This window comes from Lelliottia sp. (assembly GCF_045627565.1).
Lineage (GTDB): Bacteria > Pseudomonadota > Gammaproteobacteria > Enterobacterales > Enterobacteriaceae > Enterobacter.
The window spans coordinates 1-15,819 of record NZ_JAZQNX010000044.1 but is presented as its reverse complement, the minus strand read 5'-3'; the positions used below and the strand labels follow the sequence as shown (position 1 = coordinate 15,819).

Sequence of the window (15,819 nt, the reverse complement as noted above, 5' to 3'; positions counted from 1 at the left end):
GCATCATTCATTTCGAATTGAATGAGCATGTGTAAAAGGCACACGCCAGAAGGTACGGGCAATGTTGAAATTTATCTTACGTCGCTGTCTTGAAGCGATACCGACGCTCTTTATTCTTATTACTATTTCGTTCTTCATGATGCGACTCGCCCCGGGTAGTCCGTTTACCAGTGAGCGCGCGCTGCCGCCAGAAGTGATGGCGAACATCGAAGCTAAATACCATTTAAACGATCCTATCTCTACCCAGTACTTCAATTATTTGAAGCAGCTGGCGCAGGGTGATTTTGGACCGTCATTCAAATACAAAGACTATTCCGTAAACGACCTGGTGGCTGCAAGCTTCCCCGTTTCGGCTAAATTAGGCGCCGCGGCCTTTATTCTCGCCGTTGTTCTTGGCGTCAGCGCAGGGGTTATCGCCGCGCTCAAACAAAATACCAAATGGGATTATTCAGTGATGGGGATAGCAATGACCGGGGTCGTCATACCCAGTTTCGTTGTTGCGCCGTTGCTGGTGATGGTGTTTGCCATAACGCTGAAATGGCTGCCCGGAGGCGGCTGGAACGGCGGGGCACCGAAGTACATGATTTTGCCGATGGTGGCATTATCGCTGGCATACATTGCCAGTATCGCGCGTATCACCCGTGGTTCGATGATTGAAGTGTTGCACTCAAACTTCATTCGTACCGCGCGCGCTAAAGGCTTGCCGATGCATCGTATTGTGCTTCGCCACGCATTGAAACCTGCGCTGCTACCTGTGCTCTCGTACATGGGGCCAGCGTTTGTCGGGATTATCACCGGCTCTATGGTTATCGAGACTATCTATGGCCTGCCGGGTATCGGCCAGCTGTTCGTGAATGGCGCGTTGAACCGTGACTATTCGTTAGTACTGAGCCTGACGATTCTCGTCGGCGCGCTGACGATCCTCTTTAACGCCGTTGTCGATGTGCTGTATGCCGTTATCGACCCGAAAATTCGCTACTAGCACTGGAGTACGCCATGATGTTGAGTAATAAAAACAGCGAGGCGCTGGAAAACTTCAGTGAGAAACTCGAAGTCGAAGGGCGCAGCCTATGGCAGGACGCCCGCCGTCGCTTTATGCACAACCGTGCAGCGGTCGCCAGCCTGGTGGTCCTGATCTTTATCGCATTATTCGTTACGTTCGCCCCCGTATTGTCGCAGTTTACCTACTTCGATACCGACTGGGGCATGATGTCCAGTGCGCCTGATATGACGTCTGGACACTATTTCGGTACCGACTCATCCGGACGCGATCTGCTGGTGCGTGTGGCGATCGGTGGACGTATCTCCCTGATGGTCGGTATCGCCGCCGCGCTGGTGGCTGTCGTTGTCGGCACGCTTTACGGCTCTCTTTCCGGCTATTTGGGCGGCAAAGTCGACTCCGTGATGATGCGCTTGCTGGAGATCCTGAACTCCTTCCCGTTCATGTTCTTTGTTATTTTGCTGGTCACTTTCTTCGGACAAAACATCCTGCTGATCTTCGTGGCAATCGGGATGGTGTCCTGGCTGGACATGGCGCGTATTGTGCGTGGCCAGACGTTGAGCCTGAAGCGCAAAGAATTTATTGAAGCGGCGCAGGTTGGCGGTGTTTCCGTCGGTGGGATCGTGGTACGCCACATCGTTCCGAATGTGCTGGGCGTCGTCGTGGTTTACGCCTCTCTGCTGGTGCCAAGCATGATTCTGTTTGAATCTTTCCTGAGCTTCCTCGGGTTGGGTACACAAGAGCCGCTGAGTAGTTGGGGTGCACTGCTGAGTGATGGCGCGAACTCAATGGAAGTTTCTCCTTGGCTGCTGCTGTTCCCGGCTGGTTTCCTGGTGGTTACCCTGTTTTGTTTCAACTTTATCGGCGATGGCTTACGTGATGCCCTCGACCCGAAAGACCGTTAAGGAGTGCCGCCATGACTATTATTGAAACGGCAACCGCGCCACAAGCGCAGCGTCAGCAAAATGTCCTGCTGGACGTCAAAGATTTACGCGTCACCTTTCAAACGCCCGATGGCGATGTAACGGCCGTAAACGATCTGAACTTTGATCTGCGTGCTGGCGAGACGCTGGGTATCGTGGGTGAGTCTGGCTCCGGTAAATCGCAAACTGCCTTTGCGCTGATGGGCCTTCTGGCACAAAACGGCCGTATCGGCGGGACCGCGACCTTTAACGGTAAAAACATTCTGAACCTGCCGGAGCATGAGCTGAACAAGCTACGTGCCGAACAGATTTCGATGATTTTCCAGGACCCGATGACCTCGCTGAACCCGTACATGCGCGTGGGTGAGCAGCTGATGGAAGTCCTCATGCTGCACAAAGGTATGAACAAAGCCGAAGCGTTTGAAGAGTCGGTAAAAATGTTGGATGCGGTGAAAATGCCGGAAGCGCGTAAGCGTATGCGCATGTATCCGCATGAATTTTCAGGTGGTATGCGTCAACGCGTGATGATCGCGATGGCGTTGCTCTGTCGCCCTAAATTGCTGATTGCCGATGAGCCGACCACCGCGCTGGACGTCACCGTGCAGGCACAGATCATGACGTTGCTGAATGAACTCAAAGACGAGTTCAACACGGCGATTATCATGATCACCCATGACCTGGGTGTGGTCGCGGGTATCTGCGACAAGGTGCTGGTGATGTATGCCGGCCGTACCATGGAATACGGCAAGGCGCGCGATGTGTTCTATCATCCCGCGCACCCGTATTCTATTGGTCTGTTGAATGCGGTTCCGCGTCTCGATGCGGAGGGGGAATCTCTGCTGACGATTCCAGGCAACCCACCAAACCTGCTGCGTCTGCCGAAAGGCTGTCCATTCCAGCCACGCTGTCTGCATGCGATGGAAATCTGTAACAGCGCTCCGCCGCTGGAAGAGTTTGCGCCAGGCCGTCTGCGCGCCTGCTTTAAGCCGTACGAGGAGCTGGTATGAACGCGATAGATGAAAAAAGAAATGTGCTGCTCGAAATTGCCGACCTGAAAGTTCATTTTGACATCAAGGACGGTAAGCAGTGGTTCTGGCAGCCGTCCAAAACCCTCAAAGCGGTAGATGGCGTCACGCTGCGCCTTTACGAAGGCGAAACCTTGGGTGTCGTTGGGGAATCGGGCTGCGGTAAGTCGACGTTTGCTCGTGCCATCATCGGTCTTGTTAAAGCCACTGAAGGTAAAGTGGCGTGGCTGGGCAAAGATCTGCTGGGCATGAAGCCGGACGAGTGGCGCGAAGTGCGTAGCGACATCCAGATGATTTTCCAGGATCCGCTGGCATCCCTGAACCCACGTATGACGATTGGGGAGATTATCGCAGAACCCCTGCGCACTTATCACCCCAAGATGTCCCGTCAGGAAGCTCGTGACCGTGTGAAAGCGATGATGATGAAAGTCGGGCTGTTGCCTAACCTCATCAACCGCTACCCGCATGAGTTTTCCGGTGGTCAGTGTCAGCGTATTGGTATTGCTCGAGCGTTGATTCTGGAACCTAAGCTGATTATTTGCGACGAGCCGGTTTCCGCGCTGGATGTTTCTATTCAGGCGCAGGTGGTTAACCTGCTGCAAAAATTACAGCGAGAAATGGGGCTGTCGTTGATCTTCATCGCGCACGACCTGGCGGTGGTTAAACACATTTCCGATCGTGTTCTGGTGATGTATCTGGGCCATGCGGTAGAGCTGGGGACCTACGATGAGGTTTACCACAATCCGCTGCACCCATACACCAAAGCGTTGATGTCAGCGGTGCCAGTTCCCGATCCGGATCTGGAAAAAAACAAAAAAATTCAGCTGCTGGAAGGTGAGTTGCCGTCACCGATAAACCCGCCATCTGGCTGCGTATTCCGCACGCGCTGCCCGCTGGCTGGACCGGAATGTGCGCAAACCCGGCCAGTACTTGAAGGAAGTTTCCGCCACGCGGTTTCCTGCCTGAAAGTAGACCCGTTATAATCGCAAGGGCTGACATGATGTCAGCCCTTAATTTTTGCGAGGTTATCGTGTCGCTATCCGTTTCTTCAGTTCGTCGTCGGATGTTCCGCCTGCTATTCGATCAAAATACCCGCTCAGGTCGTCATTTCGAAGGATTGTGCGGACTGTTTGCGCTACTCAGCGTACTTATCATATTTATTGAGTCAGGTCTTGGGACGCAATATCACCTGACGATTGATGAGTGGCATCTCTTCGTCTGGCTGGAACTTTTCGTAACGCTGGTTTTTACCCTTGAGTATTTGCTACGAGTTTTCAGCTGGCCCAATCCGGCGAAATATGTCTTTAGCTTTTGGGGCATTATCGATCTGGCGACCATTTTGCCGCTCTACGTGATGTGGCTGTGGCCTGAAATTAGCGTCGATTATGTTTTTGCCTGGCGGGCAATGCGCGCCATACGCGTGCTGCGCGTCCTGAAGTTACTGCGTCTAATGCCGTCATTGCGCGTGTTCTGGAAGGCGATATTTAGTGCCCGGCATCAGTTAATTCTGTTCTATTCGTTTATTGCTATTGTGATGATTGTATTTGGCGCGCTGATGTATCTGATAGAAGGACCCAAATATGGATTCGCCACACTGAATGCATCCGTTTATTGGGCGATCGTCACGGTGACGACGGTAGGGTATGGCGATATTACACCGCATACGCCGCTTGGGAGAATTGTGGCGTCGGTGCTCATTTTGATTGGTTATTCCGTGATAGCGATTCCTACCGGTCTTATCACTACGCACATGAGCGCTGCATTTCAAAATCGGCAACAGCAGCGCAAATGCCCTCAGTGTCAACAGGCGAACCATGAGCACAGCGCGAAATTTTGTAATCACTGCGGGACAAAATTAGCGGATTAAATAAAAAAGGCTGCATTCGCAGCCTTTTGTTATTCACGCCAGAGGATATGGCACAGCTTGTGATCTTTTTCCCGGCACAGCAGGACGCGGGCAAAAATATCATTGATTTCGCCGCCGTCGGTCTCCGCAAGACCAATCACGACCTCGGCAAAAAAGTCCGGGTTGAGGTCAAAATCGACATGCTCACTCCAGTCTTCGGACGGGTCAAATAACTCGGCGCCGCCGCGCTCTTCAAACTGCAAATTAAAGAGGATAACGTCCGCGGGATCGAGATTATCCATCGCCAGTTCGAGGAAAATATCGTAGGCCTGCTCAAGCGTTTCGTCTTCGGTAAGACGATTATTCAGATCCATTTCCATGATGACTACCTGTTAAAACATCGTTGGGCACGTTTTACAGCAACGGACTAAAGAAGTAAAACAGTCGTTCGGTGATTCGCTGCCACAAAGGCCGCTTGACCCACAAACTGGCGTCCAGCAAGCGCGAGCGGGAGATGTAATCATCCTGAACGGCCGCCAGATCGCCACCAAAGCCTGCATCGTCAATCACCAGCGTAATCTCAAAGTTCAGCCACAGACTCCGCATATCCAGATTCACGGTCCCGACCAGACTGAGTTCTCCATCCACCAGCACGCTTTTGGTGTGCAGCAGTCCACCCTCGAACTGATAGATTTTTACCCCTGCGGCCAGAAGCTCAGTAAAGAATGCGCGGCTGGCCCATCCCACCAGTACCGAGTCGTTTTTGCGCGGCATGATAATGCTGACATCGACACCGCGCTGGGCGGCGGTACAAATCGCATGCAACAGGTCATCGCTCGGCACAAAGTAGGGCGTGGTCATGATCAGATATTCACGCGCAGAATAGGCCGCAGTGAGCAACGCCTGATGGATCAAATCCTCCGGGAAACCAGGACCGGAAGCGATGGTGTGAATGGTGTGGCCGCTTTCCTGCTCGAACGGCATAATATTGGCATCGGGCGGTGGCGGCAAAATGCGTTTGCCGGTTTCAATTTCCCAGTCGCAGGAGTACACAATACCCATTGCGGTAGCGACAGGGCCTTCCATACGCGCCATCAAATCGATCCACTGTCCCACGCCCGAATCTTGTTTGAAGAAGCGCGGATCAACCATATTCATGCTGCCTGTGTAGGCAATATAGTTGTCGATCATGATCATTTTGCGGTGCTGGCGTAAATCCATACGACGCAAAAACACGCGCAGTAAATTCACCTTTAACGCTTCGACGACTTCAATACCCGCATTGCGCATCATCCCAGCCCAGGGGCTGCGGAAGAAAGCCACACTCCCTGCAGAATCGAGCATTAACCGGCAATGAATACCCCGACGTGACGCCGCCATCAGCGATTCAGCAACTTGATCCGCCATCCCACCCGGCTGCCAGATGTAGAAAACCATTTCGATATTATGGCGAGCGAGTTGGATATCGCGAATCAGCGCCTGCATAACGTCTTCAGAGGTCGTCAACAACTGCAGCTGGTTACCTTTCACGCCCGCAATGCCCTGACGTCGCTCGCACAGTTTGAACAGTGAAGACGCCACGCTGCTATTTTCTTCGGCAAAAATGTGTTTGCAGGATTTCAGGTCGTTTAACCATTTTGCAGTCGACGGCCACATGGCGCGGGCGCGCTCAGCGCGACGCTTGCCCAGATGCAATTCACCGAATGAAAGATACGCAATAATCCCCACCAGCGGCAGGATGTAGATAATCAGTAGCCAGGCCATGGCAGAGGGAACAGCTCGGCGTTTCATCAGGATGCGAAGCGTCACACCTGCGATCAGCAGCCAGTATCCCAGAATGACCAGCCAACTCACCACGGTGTAGAAGGTTGTCATAATTTAAAAATCCTTTTGAAAGCGTATTGTTATGAGTGTACGCATCAGAATTGATCTGGCAAATAAAAAGGACGGCTAAAAGCGCTGGTTTGCCGCGACCAAGGGTTTATAATGGCGTTTCTGTTAAGGAAAGAGTTTTAACCATGAAGCGCAGTAGAACAGAAGTAGGGCGCTGGCGTATGTTGCGACAAACGAGCCGCCGCAAGGCTCGCTGGCTGGAAGCTCAATCCCGCCGCAATATGCGTATTCACGCTATCAGGAAATGTGGGCTAAGCCGTCACCGTAATGCACTGGTGTTCGCTGTCCGCGATCTCTGAGTTCCCTGAAGGCACCTTTTTTGGTGCCTGATGTTTTTTTAGGCCATCAGCGCCTGAGCGCGTATTATTTTGCTTCCCGCTTGTTAAATCCTCATCCTGCTGCGGTATGATGTGCGGCGATTTAGGCTATGAATAAGAAAAATGAATCCTTTCCTTTGGGTATTAATAGCCATTTTAGCCGTAGATGTATTAAGGGAATATTTAGGGCTTTCGTCACTCACGCAGCTAGGGCAATTTATTTACGCTCTTTTTGTGCATTGGGTGATGCTTTAAGGACAGACGGTACTGACGTCAGCAAAGGTTGGCGAACGTCAAAATGACACGCATAGCGCGTTCACGGTCTTCGGTTCTCTTCGCCACCCCGTGACGCGCTATTTTAAAAAGGAGCAGGTTGTGTTTGCGGAGTTTGGTGTACTGAATTTTTGGACCTACGTTGTTGGCGCTTTCTTTATTGTTCTCGTTCCTGGCCCCAATACCTTATTTGTTCTCAAAACGGGCATAGGTCACGGCGTCAAAAAAGGCTATCTGGCCGCTACGGGCGTATTTATCGGCGATGCCGTATTGATGTTTCTGGCGTGGGCCGGCGTGGCGGCACTAATTCAAACCACACCCGTGCTATTCAATATTGTCCGTTATCTTGGCGCACTGTATTTGCTGTGGCTCGGTGGCAAAATGCTTTGGTCGGTCATCATGCGCAAAAACAGCGCTCAGGCTGGGGGGGCTGAACCGTCCAGTACGATCCTTAAGCGTTCGCTGGTATTGAGTTTGACCAATCCCAAGGCCATTTTGTTTTACGTCTCGTTTTTCGTGCAGTTCATTGATGTCAGCGCGACAAATACAGGCACCTCTTTCCTGATCCTCGCAACGACCTTAGAACTGATCAGCTTCATGTACATGAGCTTCTTGATTTTCTCTGGAGCATTTGTGACGCGCTATCTCAAGACGAAAAAGAAACTGGCGAAGCTGGGAAATGGGTTGATCGGGCTGTTGTTTGTAGGGTTTGCTGCACGACTTGCATCGCTACACTGAAGGAACGCATACCGTTGCTGAGAGCGGAGATGCGATGAGTGTAATAGTGCTCAAGATTGCGCCTGGATTAGCCGATATCTCTGAGTACCCATTTTACCCACTCTGGAATCAAGCTGAGCCGTTAAGAGCCTGCGTGTTAATAAGGAAAAATAATGACCGATACCGCTTTCAAATGGACGTGCATTAAATGTGATAAGACCATTCCACAGCACCAGGAATACTGTCCTGAATGTGAGGAAAAACGGTATCGCAAAATTGGCGGTTTGCTGTTTGTGCCATTTCTGAACATGTTCCTCATTGCGTATGGTTACTTCACTTCACTGGCCGTCACATTAAAGGCCAGCATTGATACGCTAGGTTATCTTCCGCTTCCGCAATCAGCCTATCTGTTTATTTCTGCGGGGGTGAATTTTGTTTTCTTGCTTTACATTATCTATGTTGCCTCACTCTTTTTGCGTAAGAAGAAAGAACTTCCGCTGGTGTACAGTGTGTTGCTCGTCGCTGGTATCGTCGTCATGTTGATTGACCGGTGCATCACACCTTACCTGTTCCCACAGATTGCCCTGGACTTTAACCAGATCATGCCAATTGTTACCCACATAATTTACGCCTGCATCTGGATCCCTTACTTCCGCTTTTCCGTGCGCGCTAAGAAGACTTTCATTCGTTAACCCAATCGAGTCTTAAACAGTCTATGGCTGCCATATTCTCGCAGCCATTTTTATTGATGGTGAAACATCTCAGCGTAATATCCGCGTAGATGGCAATCACTCTTACGCTTTCTTTTGCAGAGGAGTCGGCCTATCGTGTCATGAGTCTGAGTTCATTCACAGGAAAAGACAGATGCGAGACATTCCTCCCACAGCCATGCTACGTGCGTTTGAAGTCGCTACCCGCCATCCCACTTTTACTTCCTCCGCCACAGAGCTATTCATCACGCAGAGTGCGGTCAGCCATCAGTTAAAAAATCTTGAAGAATTATGGGGGCTGCAGCTCTTTCAGCGCGGCAAAACTCTCACACTGACGCCTGCGGGCGCTGCGCTCGCGCCTATCGTGCGTGAGTTCTTCAGTAAGCTGGAAACTTCATTAGCCGACCTTCGCGAACAAAAAAGTCGTGTTCGATTACGTGTAAGCACCACTTATTCTTTCGCGCTGAAGTGGCTGCTACCACGTCTTCCTGAGTTAACACGGCTGCATCCTGAGATTCTGGTTACGCTTGAAAGCACCGACAGGGCCATTAATTTCACCCATTCAGATTCCGACGTGGCGATCCGCTTTGGTCACGGCAATTACCCCGCGCTGCACTCGGAATTTATGTTTCGCGAGCAGCTTTTTCCAGTTGCCAGTCCGGCATTATTACAACGTTTTGGAACACCCCATGACCCGGCTGAGCTGCTGCGTTATCCGCTTCTGACGCGCGACGGTGCGGATCTGGTTCCTAAATGGGACTCCTGGTTTGAACGGGCGGGCATACAGACGGATGCGTTGCATGAAAGCGTCCGCTTCGCCGACACCAATATGACAATTGAAGCCGCGTTGCTGGGACAGGGCATTGCGTTAGCGCGCAGCGGACACGTTGAAAAAGAGATCAAGGAGGGCAGTCTGGTCAGGCTGTTTAATGTGCGTTTTCCGTCGCCCGCTGCCTATTATTTTGTCTGCCCAAGAGGCATCGAAACCCAGCCGCACATTATGAAATTCTGCTCCTGGCTTATGGCAGAATCACATAGGGCGCAGCTGAGCTATACCTGAGGTATGAGTTTCCACTCATGACTGGATGACGACACATCACTTTTAAAATTGGCATAGGTTGCTTAGCATCACCCTATGCCAAGCCATATTGTTTTCCTGACGCTATTCGCCGCTCTGCTGCATGCCAGCTGGAATACCTTGTTACGCGGGGCAACTGACCGGTTATGGGCGATGACCATTATGTGCGTAGCGATTGCCGTGACCAGCGCCGTAATCGCACTGTTTGCGCCAATGCCGTCCAGTGCCAGCTGGAAATACATGTTTGTTTCGGCGCTGCTGCATGTGGGCTATAACCTGTGTCTGATACGCAGCTATCAGAGCGGGGATCTTGGGCAATCCTATCCGATTGCGCGCGGTTGCTCTCCGCTACTGGTCGCGTGCGCGGCGGCACTTTTCGCCGGTGAACAAATTGAATTGAACACGCTTGGCGGTATCACGCTGGTGTTCTGCGGTATTCTGATGCTCGCCATGAAGGGCTACAAACTGGCGATGCCGGACCTGGAATATGCGCTGGCAACCGGTGCTTTCATCGCGGCGTATAGCGTGGTGGACGGGATAGGTGTGCGATTGTCCGGCAATGCGCTCTCATACACCGCGTGGATGAGCACCTTATGGGGAGGACTGATGCCCGCACTCTATATCGCCTTGCGCGACCGCAGAAGTTTGTTACGTTGGCAGCCAGGTTTACCTCGCGCAGCGATTGGGGGCCTTGTTTCACTTCTGGCGTACGGGATCATTATCTACGCCATGCAGGGCGCCCCGATGGGCACCGTCTCAGCTTTGCGTGAAACCAGCGTGCTTTTTGCCGCCGTATTAGGCTATTTATTCCTCGGCGAATCGCTAACGCTAAGAAAAATGCTTGCGTGCATCGTCATCGCAACCGGCACGCTCATTATCGGTTAACGAGTTTGGGAGAATGTGACATGTCTGACAGTCCAACTATTGCCCTCATCGGTCCCGGCGCAATCGGTACCACCATTGCGGCGCTACTGCATGAGGTTGGCCGCAAGCCGATACTGTGCGGGCGCACAGCCCATCCGAAATTAGTGCTGCGCTTTGACGAGGGCGAGATTACCGTGCCCGGTCCTGTATTGAGCAACGTAGCGGATATCACTCAGCCGTGCGATCTGGTATTCATTGCGGTGAAAGCGACCCAGACGGCATCCAGCGCAGGCTGGCTGAACAAACTGTGTGATGAAAACACGGTGGTCTGCGCGCTGCAAAACGGGGTAGAGCAGAAAAGCCAGCTGGAGCCTTATGTTAATGGTGCCACGGTCGTGCCTTCGGTCGTCTGGTTTCCGGCACAGCGCGAACCGGACGCTTCTGTCTGGCTGCGTGCCAAACCACGTCTGACGCTGCCGGATACGCCGCAGGCAAAACGGATTGCTGATGCGCTTATTGATACGCGTTGCGCCGTTGAGCTTTCCGAGGATTTCACGTCCATCGCCTGGCGCAAACTGCTTCAGAATGCGGTGGCGGGTTTGATGGTACTTGCCAATCGCCGCGCTGGCATGTTCTCGCGGGAAGATGTCACTGAACTGGCACTGACTTACCTGCGTGAGTGTCTGGCGGTTGCGCGTGCGCAAAAGGCAATCCTGAACGATGATGTTGCGCGTGAAATTGTGGACGGTTTTCGTCGTGCACCTGCGGACTTAGGCACTTCCATTCTGGCCGATCGTCAGTCTCACCGCCCGATGGAATGGGAAGTCCGTAACGCCGTGATCCAGCGTTTAGGTAAATCCCATGGAATTCCTACGCCCATCAGTGACGTGCTGGTCCCTCTGCTGGCGGCAGGAAGCGAAGGGCCGGGGTGAAATTGCGAGCCTTACACTTAGCAAAAGAACGGGTGACATCTAATTGAACTGGCCCGTAAAAAACAAAGCCCCGTCTGCGCGGGGCTGTCATGCAACAAATTCATTTATTTCAATTTTTGAGGTGTTTTAACAGCGCGTAAAGACGCTTTTATTCACGACCTCAGAACACTTTCTTGAACGGGCGGACGGTGACTTTTGCGTAAACGCCTGCCGCGACATACGGGTCGGCTTCGGCCCAAAACTGTGCTGCTTCCAGGGATTCGAATTCGGCAATTACCGTAGAGCCACTAAAACCAGCCGCGCCGGGGTCGTTGCTGTCAACGGCAGGCATTGGCCCCGCGGTCTGCAGTTTTCCTTCGTCGTGCAACAGTTGCAGTCGCGCTAAATGCGCAGGGCGGACGGAAAGGCGTTTTTCAAGAGAATCAGCAACATCCTCAGCGTAGATAACGTAAAGCACGGCGGAGCTCCTTAACCATAAAAAGTGGCATTTACGTTATGTGAAAGCAGCGATGACTGCAATGTAAAGATAACGACCTTGTTAAAACTGTAACAAAGAACGGCCCACACACGCCGCTCGCGCACTTAAATTGCGAGAAGATGGAGTGTCTTATTGAATATGATTGCTATTTGCATTTAAAATCGGGGTCTGGTTTTTTAACTGTAACGATTATGACTTCGATGACCCTGGATTTACCTCGCCGCTTTCCCTGGCCGACGCTGCTCTCCGTTGTGATTCACGGTGCTGTCGTCGCGGGTCTGCTCTACACATCGGTACATCAGGTTATTGAAATGCCAGCGCCCGCGCAGCCGATTTCGGTGACCATGGTGACGCCTGCTGAGCTAGAGCCGCAGGTTGTCCCGCCACCGCCACCGCCAGAGCCGGTTGTCGAGCCGGAACCTGAACCGGAGCCGATCCCTGAGCCGCCGAAAGAAGCGCCAGTGGTGATCCATAAGCCGGAGCCAAAGCCGAAACCGAAGCCAAAACCAAAGCCGGTTAAAAAGGTGGAAGAGCGTCCAAAACGAGAAGAGCGTCCCGTTGAACCGCGTGCGACGCAGACCGTGCAAAATACGGTGCCGGCGAAACCCGTGATGAATAATTCGCCGGCAACGACAAAACCGGTGGTCTCGGCACCTTCTGGCCCGCGCGCGCTAAGCCGCAATCAGCCGCAGTACCCTGCGCGTGCGCAAGCCCTGCGTATTGAGGGGCGTCTGCGCGTGAAATTTGACGTGACGGCTGATGGCCGTGTGGATAACGTGGAAATTCTTTCCGCTCAGCCTGCTAATATGTTTGAGCGCGAAGTGAAAGCGGCGATGCGCAAATGGCGATATGAAGCCGGGAAACCGGGAAATGGAATGATCGTGAATATCGTGTTCCGCCTGAACGGCGGGGCGCAGATGGAATAGTAAAAAGCCTCCAGAATGGAGGCTTTTTTTATACCTGCGGAAGCTGGCGAGGTTTCCCGTCGTTATCCACCGCAACATAGATGAACAGCGCTTCGGTCGCCTTGTAGCGCTGGCCGATTGGCTCCGAAGCTACCTTTTTGACCCACACTTCAATATTAATGGAAACTGACGTGTTACCGCGCTTAACGCAGCGGGCGTAGCAGCAGACCACATCGCCCACCGCGACCGGACGTAAAAACGTCATCCCATCGACTCTGACCGTCACCACGCGGCCGTGCGCGATCTCTTTAGCCAGGATCGCGCCACCCATATCCATTTGCGACATTAACCAACCGCCAAAAATGTCACCGTTCGCATTGGTGTCGGCGGGCATTGCAAGTGTGCGTAAAACCAGTTCGCCCTGAGGGGCGTCATTCGTTGTTGTCATTGCTATTTGTGCTCGTGACGGAAGACGACAGGCGGGATGCTACTATGATTTACACTCGGTGGGAAATACGAAAAGCAGACACGAATAAAATGGCCAGACGGCGTACCGCCTGGCATACGGGGCTCAGTGCTTATCGTCCTGAGGCATGTGCTTGTAAATGTATACACCGCTGAGCAGGGTAAAAATCAGCGTCAGAGCCGTCAGACCAAACACCTTAAAGTTGACCCAGATATTTTGCGGCATCCAGAACGCAATATAGATATTCGCCAGTCCGCAGAGAATAAAGAATACGGCCCAGGCAATGTTCAGTCGCGACCATACTTCTTGCGGCAGCGTGATTTCTTTGCCCAGCATGCGTTGAATCAACGGTTTGTTCATCACCCACTGGCTGAAGAGTAGGGCACTGGCAAACAGGCCGTAAATTACCGTAACCTTCCATTTGATAAATTCATCGTTATGGAAGAACACCGTCAGGCCACCAAACACAGCAACTAAGACAAAAGTGATCAATGCCATTTTTTCGACTTTGCGATAGCGAATCCAGGTGTAGATCAACACGATGGCGGTGGCGACGATTAAGGCCGTTGTTGCGACATAAATGTCGTACAGCTTATAAAATGCGAAAAACACGACAAGCGGTAAAAAATCAAGAAACTGCTTCATTCTTAGATTCCATTTTCTGCGTGGGGCAGAGTGCACGCGCGCACTCTGCCATCAGGATATTATTGGCGAATCAACGTATACAGGCGGAACAAGTAAACCAGCAATACGGCGGAGATCAGATTACTGATCGTATTCGCAACCACCGCGCCAATGTTTGGCGTGAGCACTGCAAAATTCGGTGCAAACAGCAGCAGTAACGTTTTGGCGAGCAGCCATCCGATGACGGCAGGCGCAACCAGACGCATATTCGACCACGCCAGTTTTATACTGCTGCGCATGGCGGTAAAAATCCCCATCTTGTCCTGTACCAGCATCACAGGAGCAAAGGAGAGGATAATCGCCAGCAGCACACCCGGCACGACGACCAGCATGATCCCCATTTGCACCAGCAGCGTGGTCAAAAAGATCAGGATGAACAGTTTTGGTAACACCGGCGCGCTGGCACCGATGGCGCGCAGTGCACTCACGCGTTGCCCCGCGGAAACCAACTGAACCATGAGCAATACTCCCCCCGCCATAATCGCGTTGCCGATCAACCCAGAAAAGGTTGAGGCCGCAGAGGCGCGCAGCAAAATCTGCTGCTGTTCAGGCGTCATGTTCTGCACCAGATCAAATAACCCTACGCTGCCAGCGAGATTGTCGCCCTGGCTGAGGCTGGCAATTTGCTCATCACTCGGTGAAAACGCATGGCCAAGCACGACGGTGATTAACGCGCAAAGCAAAGCGATCAGTAAAAAAGTAATGAACTGATTGCGGAAAAAGTTCCCGGTGTCACGGTAGACGGACTTCGCCGTGATAGACATGCACTCTCCTTGAGTATTGCAGGTGTTAATAAGCGGGCAATTGTACCCTGGATAACTCTGTCGTGGCAGCACCATGACTTGTATGGAAAAGCATATCTTTGTAAAGCAAAGCGTATTGAACAGATTTGACCTGATTGGGGGAATCAAGTTTATCTATTTTTGGTAAAAATTAATCTGGATCAACAAATGTTAAATTGCTGGGCTGAATGTGATCTGTGTTGGATCACTTTCTACTCATTTGTAGTTATATTCTCCGCGCCAATAAAACCACAACGATGGAGCGGATATGAAAAAATTAGCAGTGGCAGCCCTGATCTTAAGCAGTCTCTCTGGTGGCGCTTATGCGCATGAAGCTGGCGAATTCTTTATTCGCGCGGGTTCGGCAACAGTTCGCCCGACGGAAGGATCGGATAACGTATTGGGAAGTCTCGGTGGCTTTAACGTCAGCAATAACACGCAGTTAGGTTTAACGTTCACCTATATGGCGACGGAAAATATCGGCGTTGAGTTGCTGGCAGCTACGCCGTTCCGCCATAAAGTAGGCACAGGACCGACGGGAAATATTGCAACCGTTCATCAGCTCCCTCCGACGCTTATGGCGCAATGGTATTTCGGTGATGCCGCCAGCAAGGCGCGCCCTTATATTGGGGCGGGCGTTAACTACACGACGTTCTTTGACGAAAAATTTAACGATAACGGCAAAGAGAATGGACTGTCGGATCTCAGTTTGAAAGATTCCTGGGGCGCTGCGGGGCAGGTGGGGCTGGACTATTTAGTCAATCGTGACTGGCTGCTGAATATGTCGGTCTGGTACATGGATATCGACACCGACGTGCGCTTTAAAGCGGGCGGTGAACAGCAAAGTGTCCATACACGACTGGACCCGTGGGTGTTTATGTTCTCGGCGGGTTATCGTTTCTAAAGCTCTTCTGCAAAACCCTTCT

The 15,819-nt window shown here is 52.1% G+C and carries 20 protein-coding genes and 1 pseudogene; 14 read left to right on the top strand and 7 right to left on the bottom strand.

Annotated elements, in window-relative coordinates; translation table 11 throughout:
* Nucleotides 1-61 precede the first annotated feature (61 nt).
* Genes oppB through ACKI5T_RS20175 form a run of 5 tightly spaced genes read left to right on the top strand, consistent with a single transcriptional unit; the run spans nucleotide 62 to nucleotide 4,815 of the window.
* Nucleotides 62-982: an oligopeptide ABC transporter permease OppB gene (gene oppB / locus ACKI5T_RS20195; protein ID WP_012017684.1), complete on the top strand. Its 921-nt coding sequence runs from the start codon at nucleotides 62-64 to the stop codon at nucleotides 980-982.
* A 14-nt stretch (nucleotides 983-996) separates the two neighbouring features.
* Nucleotides 997-1,905, top strand: a complete 909-nt coding sequence (gene oppC / locus ACKI5T_RS20190) for an oligopeptide ABC transporter permease OppC (protein WP_407439748.1) — start codon at nucleotides 997-999, stop codon at nucleotides 1,903-1,905.
* Nucleotides 1,906-1,916: 11 nt separating this feature from the next.
* The gene (locus tag ACKI5T_RS20185; RefSeq protein ID WP_407439746.1) at nucleotides 1,917-2,930 is read left to right on the top strand and encodes an ABC transporter ATP-binding protein; all 1,014 of its coding nucleotides are present in this window, start codon (nucleotides 1,917-1,919) and stop codon (nucleotides 2,928-2,930) included.
* Complete coding sequence (oppF, locus tag ACKI5T_RS20180) at nucleotides 2,927-3,931, top strand: murein tripeptide/oligopeptide ABC transporter ATP-binding protein OppF (RefSeq protein WP_133630128.1); 1,005 nt, start codon at nucleotides 2,927-2,929, stop codon at nucleotides 3,929-3,931. The genes ACKI5T_RS20185 and oppF overlap by 4 nt, the downstream gene beginning before the upstream one ends.
* 47 nt (nucleotides 3,932-3,978) lie before the next feature.
* Complete coding sequence (locus tag ACKI5T_RS20175) at nucleotides 3,979-4,815, top strand: ion transporter (protein WP_407440102.1); 837 nt, start codon at nucleotides 3,979-3,981, stop codon at nucleotides 4,813-4,815.
* A 29-nt stretch (nucleotides 4,816-4,844) separates the two neighbouring features.
* Here ACKI5T_RS20175 and ACKI5T_RS20170 read toward each other — a convergent pair whose 3' ends face one another.
* Together ACKI5T_RS20170 and cls are read right to left on the bottom strand one after the other, a co-directional pair.
* Entirely contained in the window at nucleotides 4,845-5,174 is a 330-nt protein-coding gene (locus ACKI5T_RS20170) for an HI1450 family dsDNA-mimic protein (protein ID WP_012017679.1), read from the bottom strand.
* A gap of 34 nt (nucleotides 5,175-5,208) precedes the next feature.
* Nucleotides 5,209-6,669, bottom strand: a complete 1,461-nt coding sequence (cls, locus tag ACKI5T_RS20165; RefSeq protein ID WP_012017678.1) for a cardiolipin synthase — start codon at nucleotides 6,667-6,669, stop codon at nucleotides 5,209-5,211.
* 143 nt (nucleotides 6,670-6,812) lie between these two features.
* Here cls and ACKI5T_RS20160 point away from each other — a divergent pair, with 143 nt between their 5' ends.
* From ACKI5T_RS20160 to ACKI5T_RS20130, 7 genes are all read left to right on the top strand, one after another.
* A complete protein-coding gene (locus tag ACKI5T_RS20160; RefSeq protein ID WP_012017677.1) occupies nucleotides 6,813-6,986 on the top strand; it encodes a YciY family protein in 174 nt (57 codons plus the stop codon).
* A gap of 141 nt (nucleotides 6,987-7,127) precedes the next feature.
* Entirely contained in the window at nucleotides 7,128-7,259 is a 132-nt protein-coding gene (locus tag ACKI5T_RS20155) for a KPN_01571 family protein (protein WP_407439743.1), read from the top strand.
* 120 nt (nucleotides 7,260-7,379) lie between these two features.
* Entirely contained in the window at nucleotides 7,380-8,015 is a 636-nt protein-coding gene (gene leuE, locus ACKI5T_RS20150; protein ID WP_235133419.1) for a leucine efflux protein LeuE, read from the top strand.
* Nucleotides 8,016-8,167: 152 nt separating this feature from the next.
* Nucleotides 8,168-8,686, top strand: a complete 519-nt coding sequence (locus tag ACKI5T_RS20145) for a DUF2569 domain-containing protein (RefSeq protein WP_407439741.1) — start codon at nucleotides 8,168-8,170, stop codon at nucleotides 8,684-8,686.
* Between the two features lie 172 nt (nucleotides 8,687-8,858).
* Complete coding sequence (gene gcvA / locus ACKI5T_RS20140) at nucleotides 8,859-9,764, top strand: transcriptional regulator GcvA (protein ID WP_407439740.1); 906 nt, start codon at nucleotides 8,859-8,861, stop codon at nucleotides 9,762-9,764.
* Between the two features lie 75 nt (nucleotides 9,765-9,839).
* Nucleotides 9,840-10,667: a DMT family transporter gene (locus ACKI5T_RS20135; RefSeq protein ID WP_407439738.1), complete on the top strand. Its 828-nt coding sequence runs from the start codon at nucleotides 9,840-9,842 to the stop codon at nucleotides 10,665-10,667.
* A 20-nt stretch (nucleotides 10,668-10,687) separates the two neighbouring features.
* Nucleotides 10,688-11,578, top strand: a complete 891-nt coding sequence (locus tag ACKI5T_RS20130) for an oxidoreductase (protein WP_407439737.1) — start codon at nucleotides 10,688-10,690, stop codon at nucleotides 11,576-11,578.
* Nucleotides 11,579-11,738: 160 nt separating this feature from the next.
* On the opposite strand, the gene ACKI5T_RS20125 is transcribed toward ACKI5T_RS20130, so the two are convergent.
* Nucleotides 11,739-12,035 (bottom strand): YciI family protein, encoded by a 297-nt coding sequence (locus ACKI5T_RS20125; RefSeq protein WP_407439735.1) that lies wholly within the window; start codon nucleotides 12,033-12,035, stop codon nucleotides 11,739-11,741.
* 221 nt (nucleotides 12,036-12,256) lie between these two features.
* Between ACKI5T_RS20125 and tonB the strand changes: the two genes are divergently transcribed.
* A complete protein-coding gene (gene tonB, locus ACKI5T_RS20120; RefSeq protein ID WP_407440100.1) occupies nucleotides 12,257-12,982 on the top strand; it encodes a TonB system transport protein TonB in 726 nt (241 codons plus the stop codon).
* Nucleotides 12,983-13,010: 28 nt separating this feature from the next.
* Here the strand turns inward: tonB and yciA are convergent, their stop codons facing one another.
* The 4 genes and pseudogenes from yciA to ACKI5T_RS20100 form a co-directional block, all read right to left on the bottom strand.
* Complete coding sequence (gene yciA / locus ACKI5T_RS20115; protein ID WP_012017669.1) at nucleotides 13,011-13,409, bottom strand: acyl-CoA thioester hydrolase YciA; 399 nt, start codon at nucleotides 13,407-13,409, stop codon at nucleotides 13,011-13,013.
* 123 nt (nucleotides 13,410-13,532) lie between these two features.
* Nucleotides 13,533-14,072, bottom strand: coding sequence for a septation protein A (locus tag ACKI5T_RS20110; RefSeq protein ID WP_407439733.1), 540 nt, complete (start codon nucleotides 14,070-14,072; stop codon nucleotides 13,533-13,535).
* Between the two features lie 59 nt (nucleotides 14,073-14,131).
* Nucleotides 14,132-14,875 carry a YciC family protein gene (locus ACKI5T_RS20105; RefSeq protein ID WP_012017667.1) on the bottom strand — a complete coding sequence of 248 codons (744 nt, stop codon included), beginning with the start codon at nucleotides 14,873-14,875 and terminating at the stop codon, nucleotides 14,132-14,134.
* A 25-nt stretch (nucleotides 14,876-14,900) separates the two neighbouring features.
* A pseudogene (locus tag ACKI5T_RS20100) lies at nucleotides 14,901-14,981 on the bottom strand (YkgJ family cysteine cluster protein); the annotation flags it as partial.
* 180 nt (nucleotides 14,982-15,161) lie between these two features.
* On the opposite strand from ACKI5T_RS20100, the gene ompW reads away from it, so the two are divergent.
* Complete coding sequence (gene ompW, locus ACKI5T_RS20095) at nucleotides 15,162-15,797, top strand: outer membrane protein OmpW (RefSeq protein ID WP_407439731.1); 636 nt, start codon at nucleotides 15,162-15,164, stop codon at nucleotides 15,795-15,797.
* Nucleotides 15,798-15,819 lie beyond the last annotated feature (22 nt).

What these genes read in the sequence shown, in the direction of transcription:
- ACKI5T_RS20135 (WP_407439738.1), top strand. Translation starts at nt 9,840, where the DNA reads ATGCCAAGCCATATTGTTTTCCTGACGCTATTCGCCGCTCTGCTGCAT.
- ACKI5T_RS20130 (WP_407439737.1), top strand. Translation starts at nt 10,688, where the DNA reads ATGTCTGACAGTCCAACTATTGCCCTCATCGGTCCCGGCGCAATCGGT.
- ACKI5T_RS20105 (WP_012017667.1), bottom strand. Translation starts at nt 14,875, where the DNA reads ATGTCTATCACGGCGAAGTCCGTCTACCGTGACACCGGGAACTTTTTC.
- yciA (WP_012017669.1), bottom strand. Translation starts at nt 13,409, where the DNA reads ATGACAACAACGAATGACGCCCCTCAGGGCGAACTGGTTTTACGCACA.
- ompW (WP_407439731.1), top strand. Translation starts at nt 15,162, where the DNA reads ATGAAAAAATTAGCAGTGGCAGCCCTGATCTTAAGCAGTCTCTCTGGT.
- tonB (WP_407440100.1), top strand. Translation starts at nt 12,257, where the DNA reads ATGACCCTGGATTTACCTCGCCGCTTTCCCTGGCCGACGCTGCTCTCC.
- ACKI5T_RS20155 (WP_407439743.1), top strand. Translation starts at nt 7,128, where the DNA reads ATGAATCCTTTCCTTTGGGTATTAATAGCCATTTTAGCCGTAGATGTA.
- cls (WP_012017678.1), bottom strand. Translation starts at nt 6,669, where the DNA reads ATGACAACCTTCTACACCGTGGTGAGTTGGCTGGTCATTCTGGGATAC.
- ACKI5T_RS20160 (WP_012017677.1), top strand. Translation starts at nt 6,813, where the DNA reads ATGAAGCGCAGTAGAACAGAAGTAGGGCGCTGGCGTATGTTGCGACAA.
- gcvA (WP_407439740.1), top strand. Translation starts at nt 8,859, where the DNA reads ATGCGAGACATTCCTCCCACAGCCATGCTACGTGCGTTTGAAGTCGCT.
- ACKI5T_RS20110 (WP_407439733.1), bottom strand. Translation starts at nt 14,072, where the DNA reads ATGAAGCAGTTTCTTGATTTTTTACCGCTTGTCGTGTTTTTCGCATTT.
- oppB (WP_012017684.1), top strand. Translation starts at nt 62, where the DNA reads ATGTTGAAATTTATCTTACGTCGCTGTCTTGAAGCGATACCGACGCTC.
- oppC (WP_407439748.1), top strand. Translation starts at nt 997, where the DNA reads ATGATGTTGAGTAATAAAAACAGCGAGGCGCTGGAAAACTTCAGTGAG.
- ACKI5T_RS20145 (WP_407439741.1), top strand. Translation starts at nt 8,168, where the DNA reads ATGACCGATACCGCTTTCAAATGGACGTGCATTAAATGTGATAAGACC.
- ACKI5T_RS20170 (WP_012017679.1), bottom strand. Translation starts at nt 5,174, where the DNA reads ATGGAAATGGATCTGAATAATCGTCTTACCGAAGACGAAACGCTTGAG.
- oppF (WP_133630128.1), top strand. Translation starts at nt 2,927, where the DNA reads ATGAACGCGATAGATGAAAAAAGAAATGTGCTGCTCGAAATTGCCGAC.
- ACKI5T_RS20185 (WP_407439746.1), top strand. Translation starts at nt 1,917, where the DNA reads ATGACTATTATTGAAACGGCAACCGCGCCACAAGCGCAGCGTCAGCAA.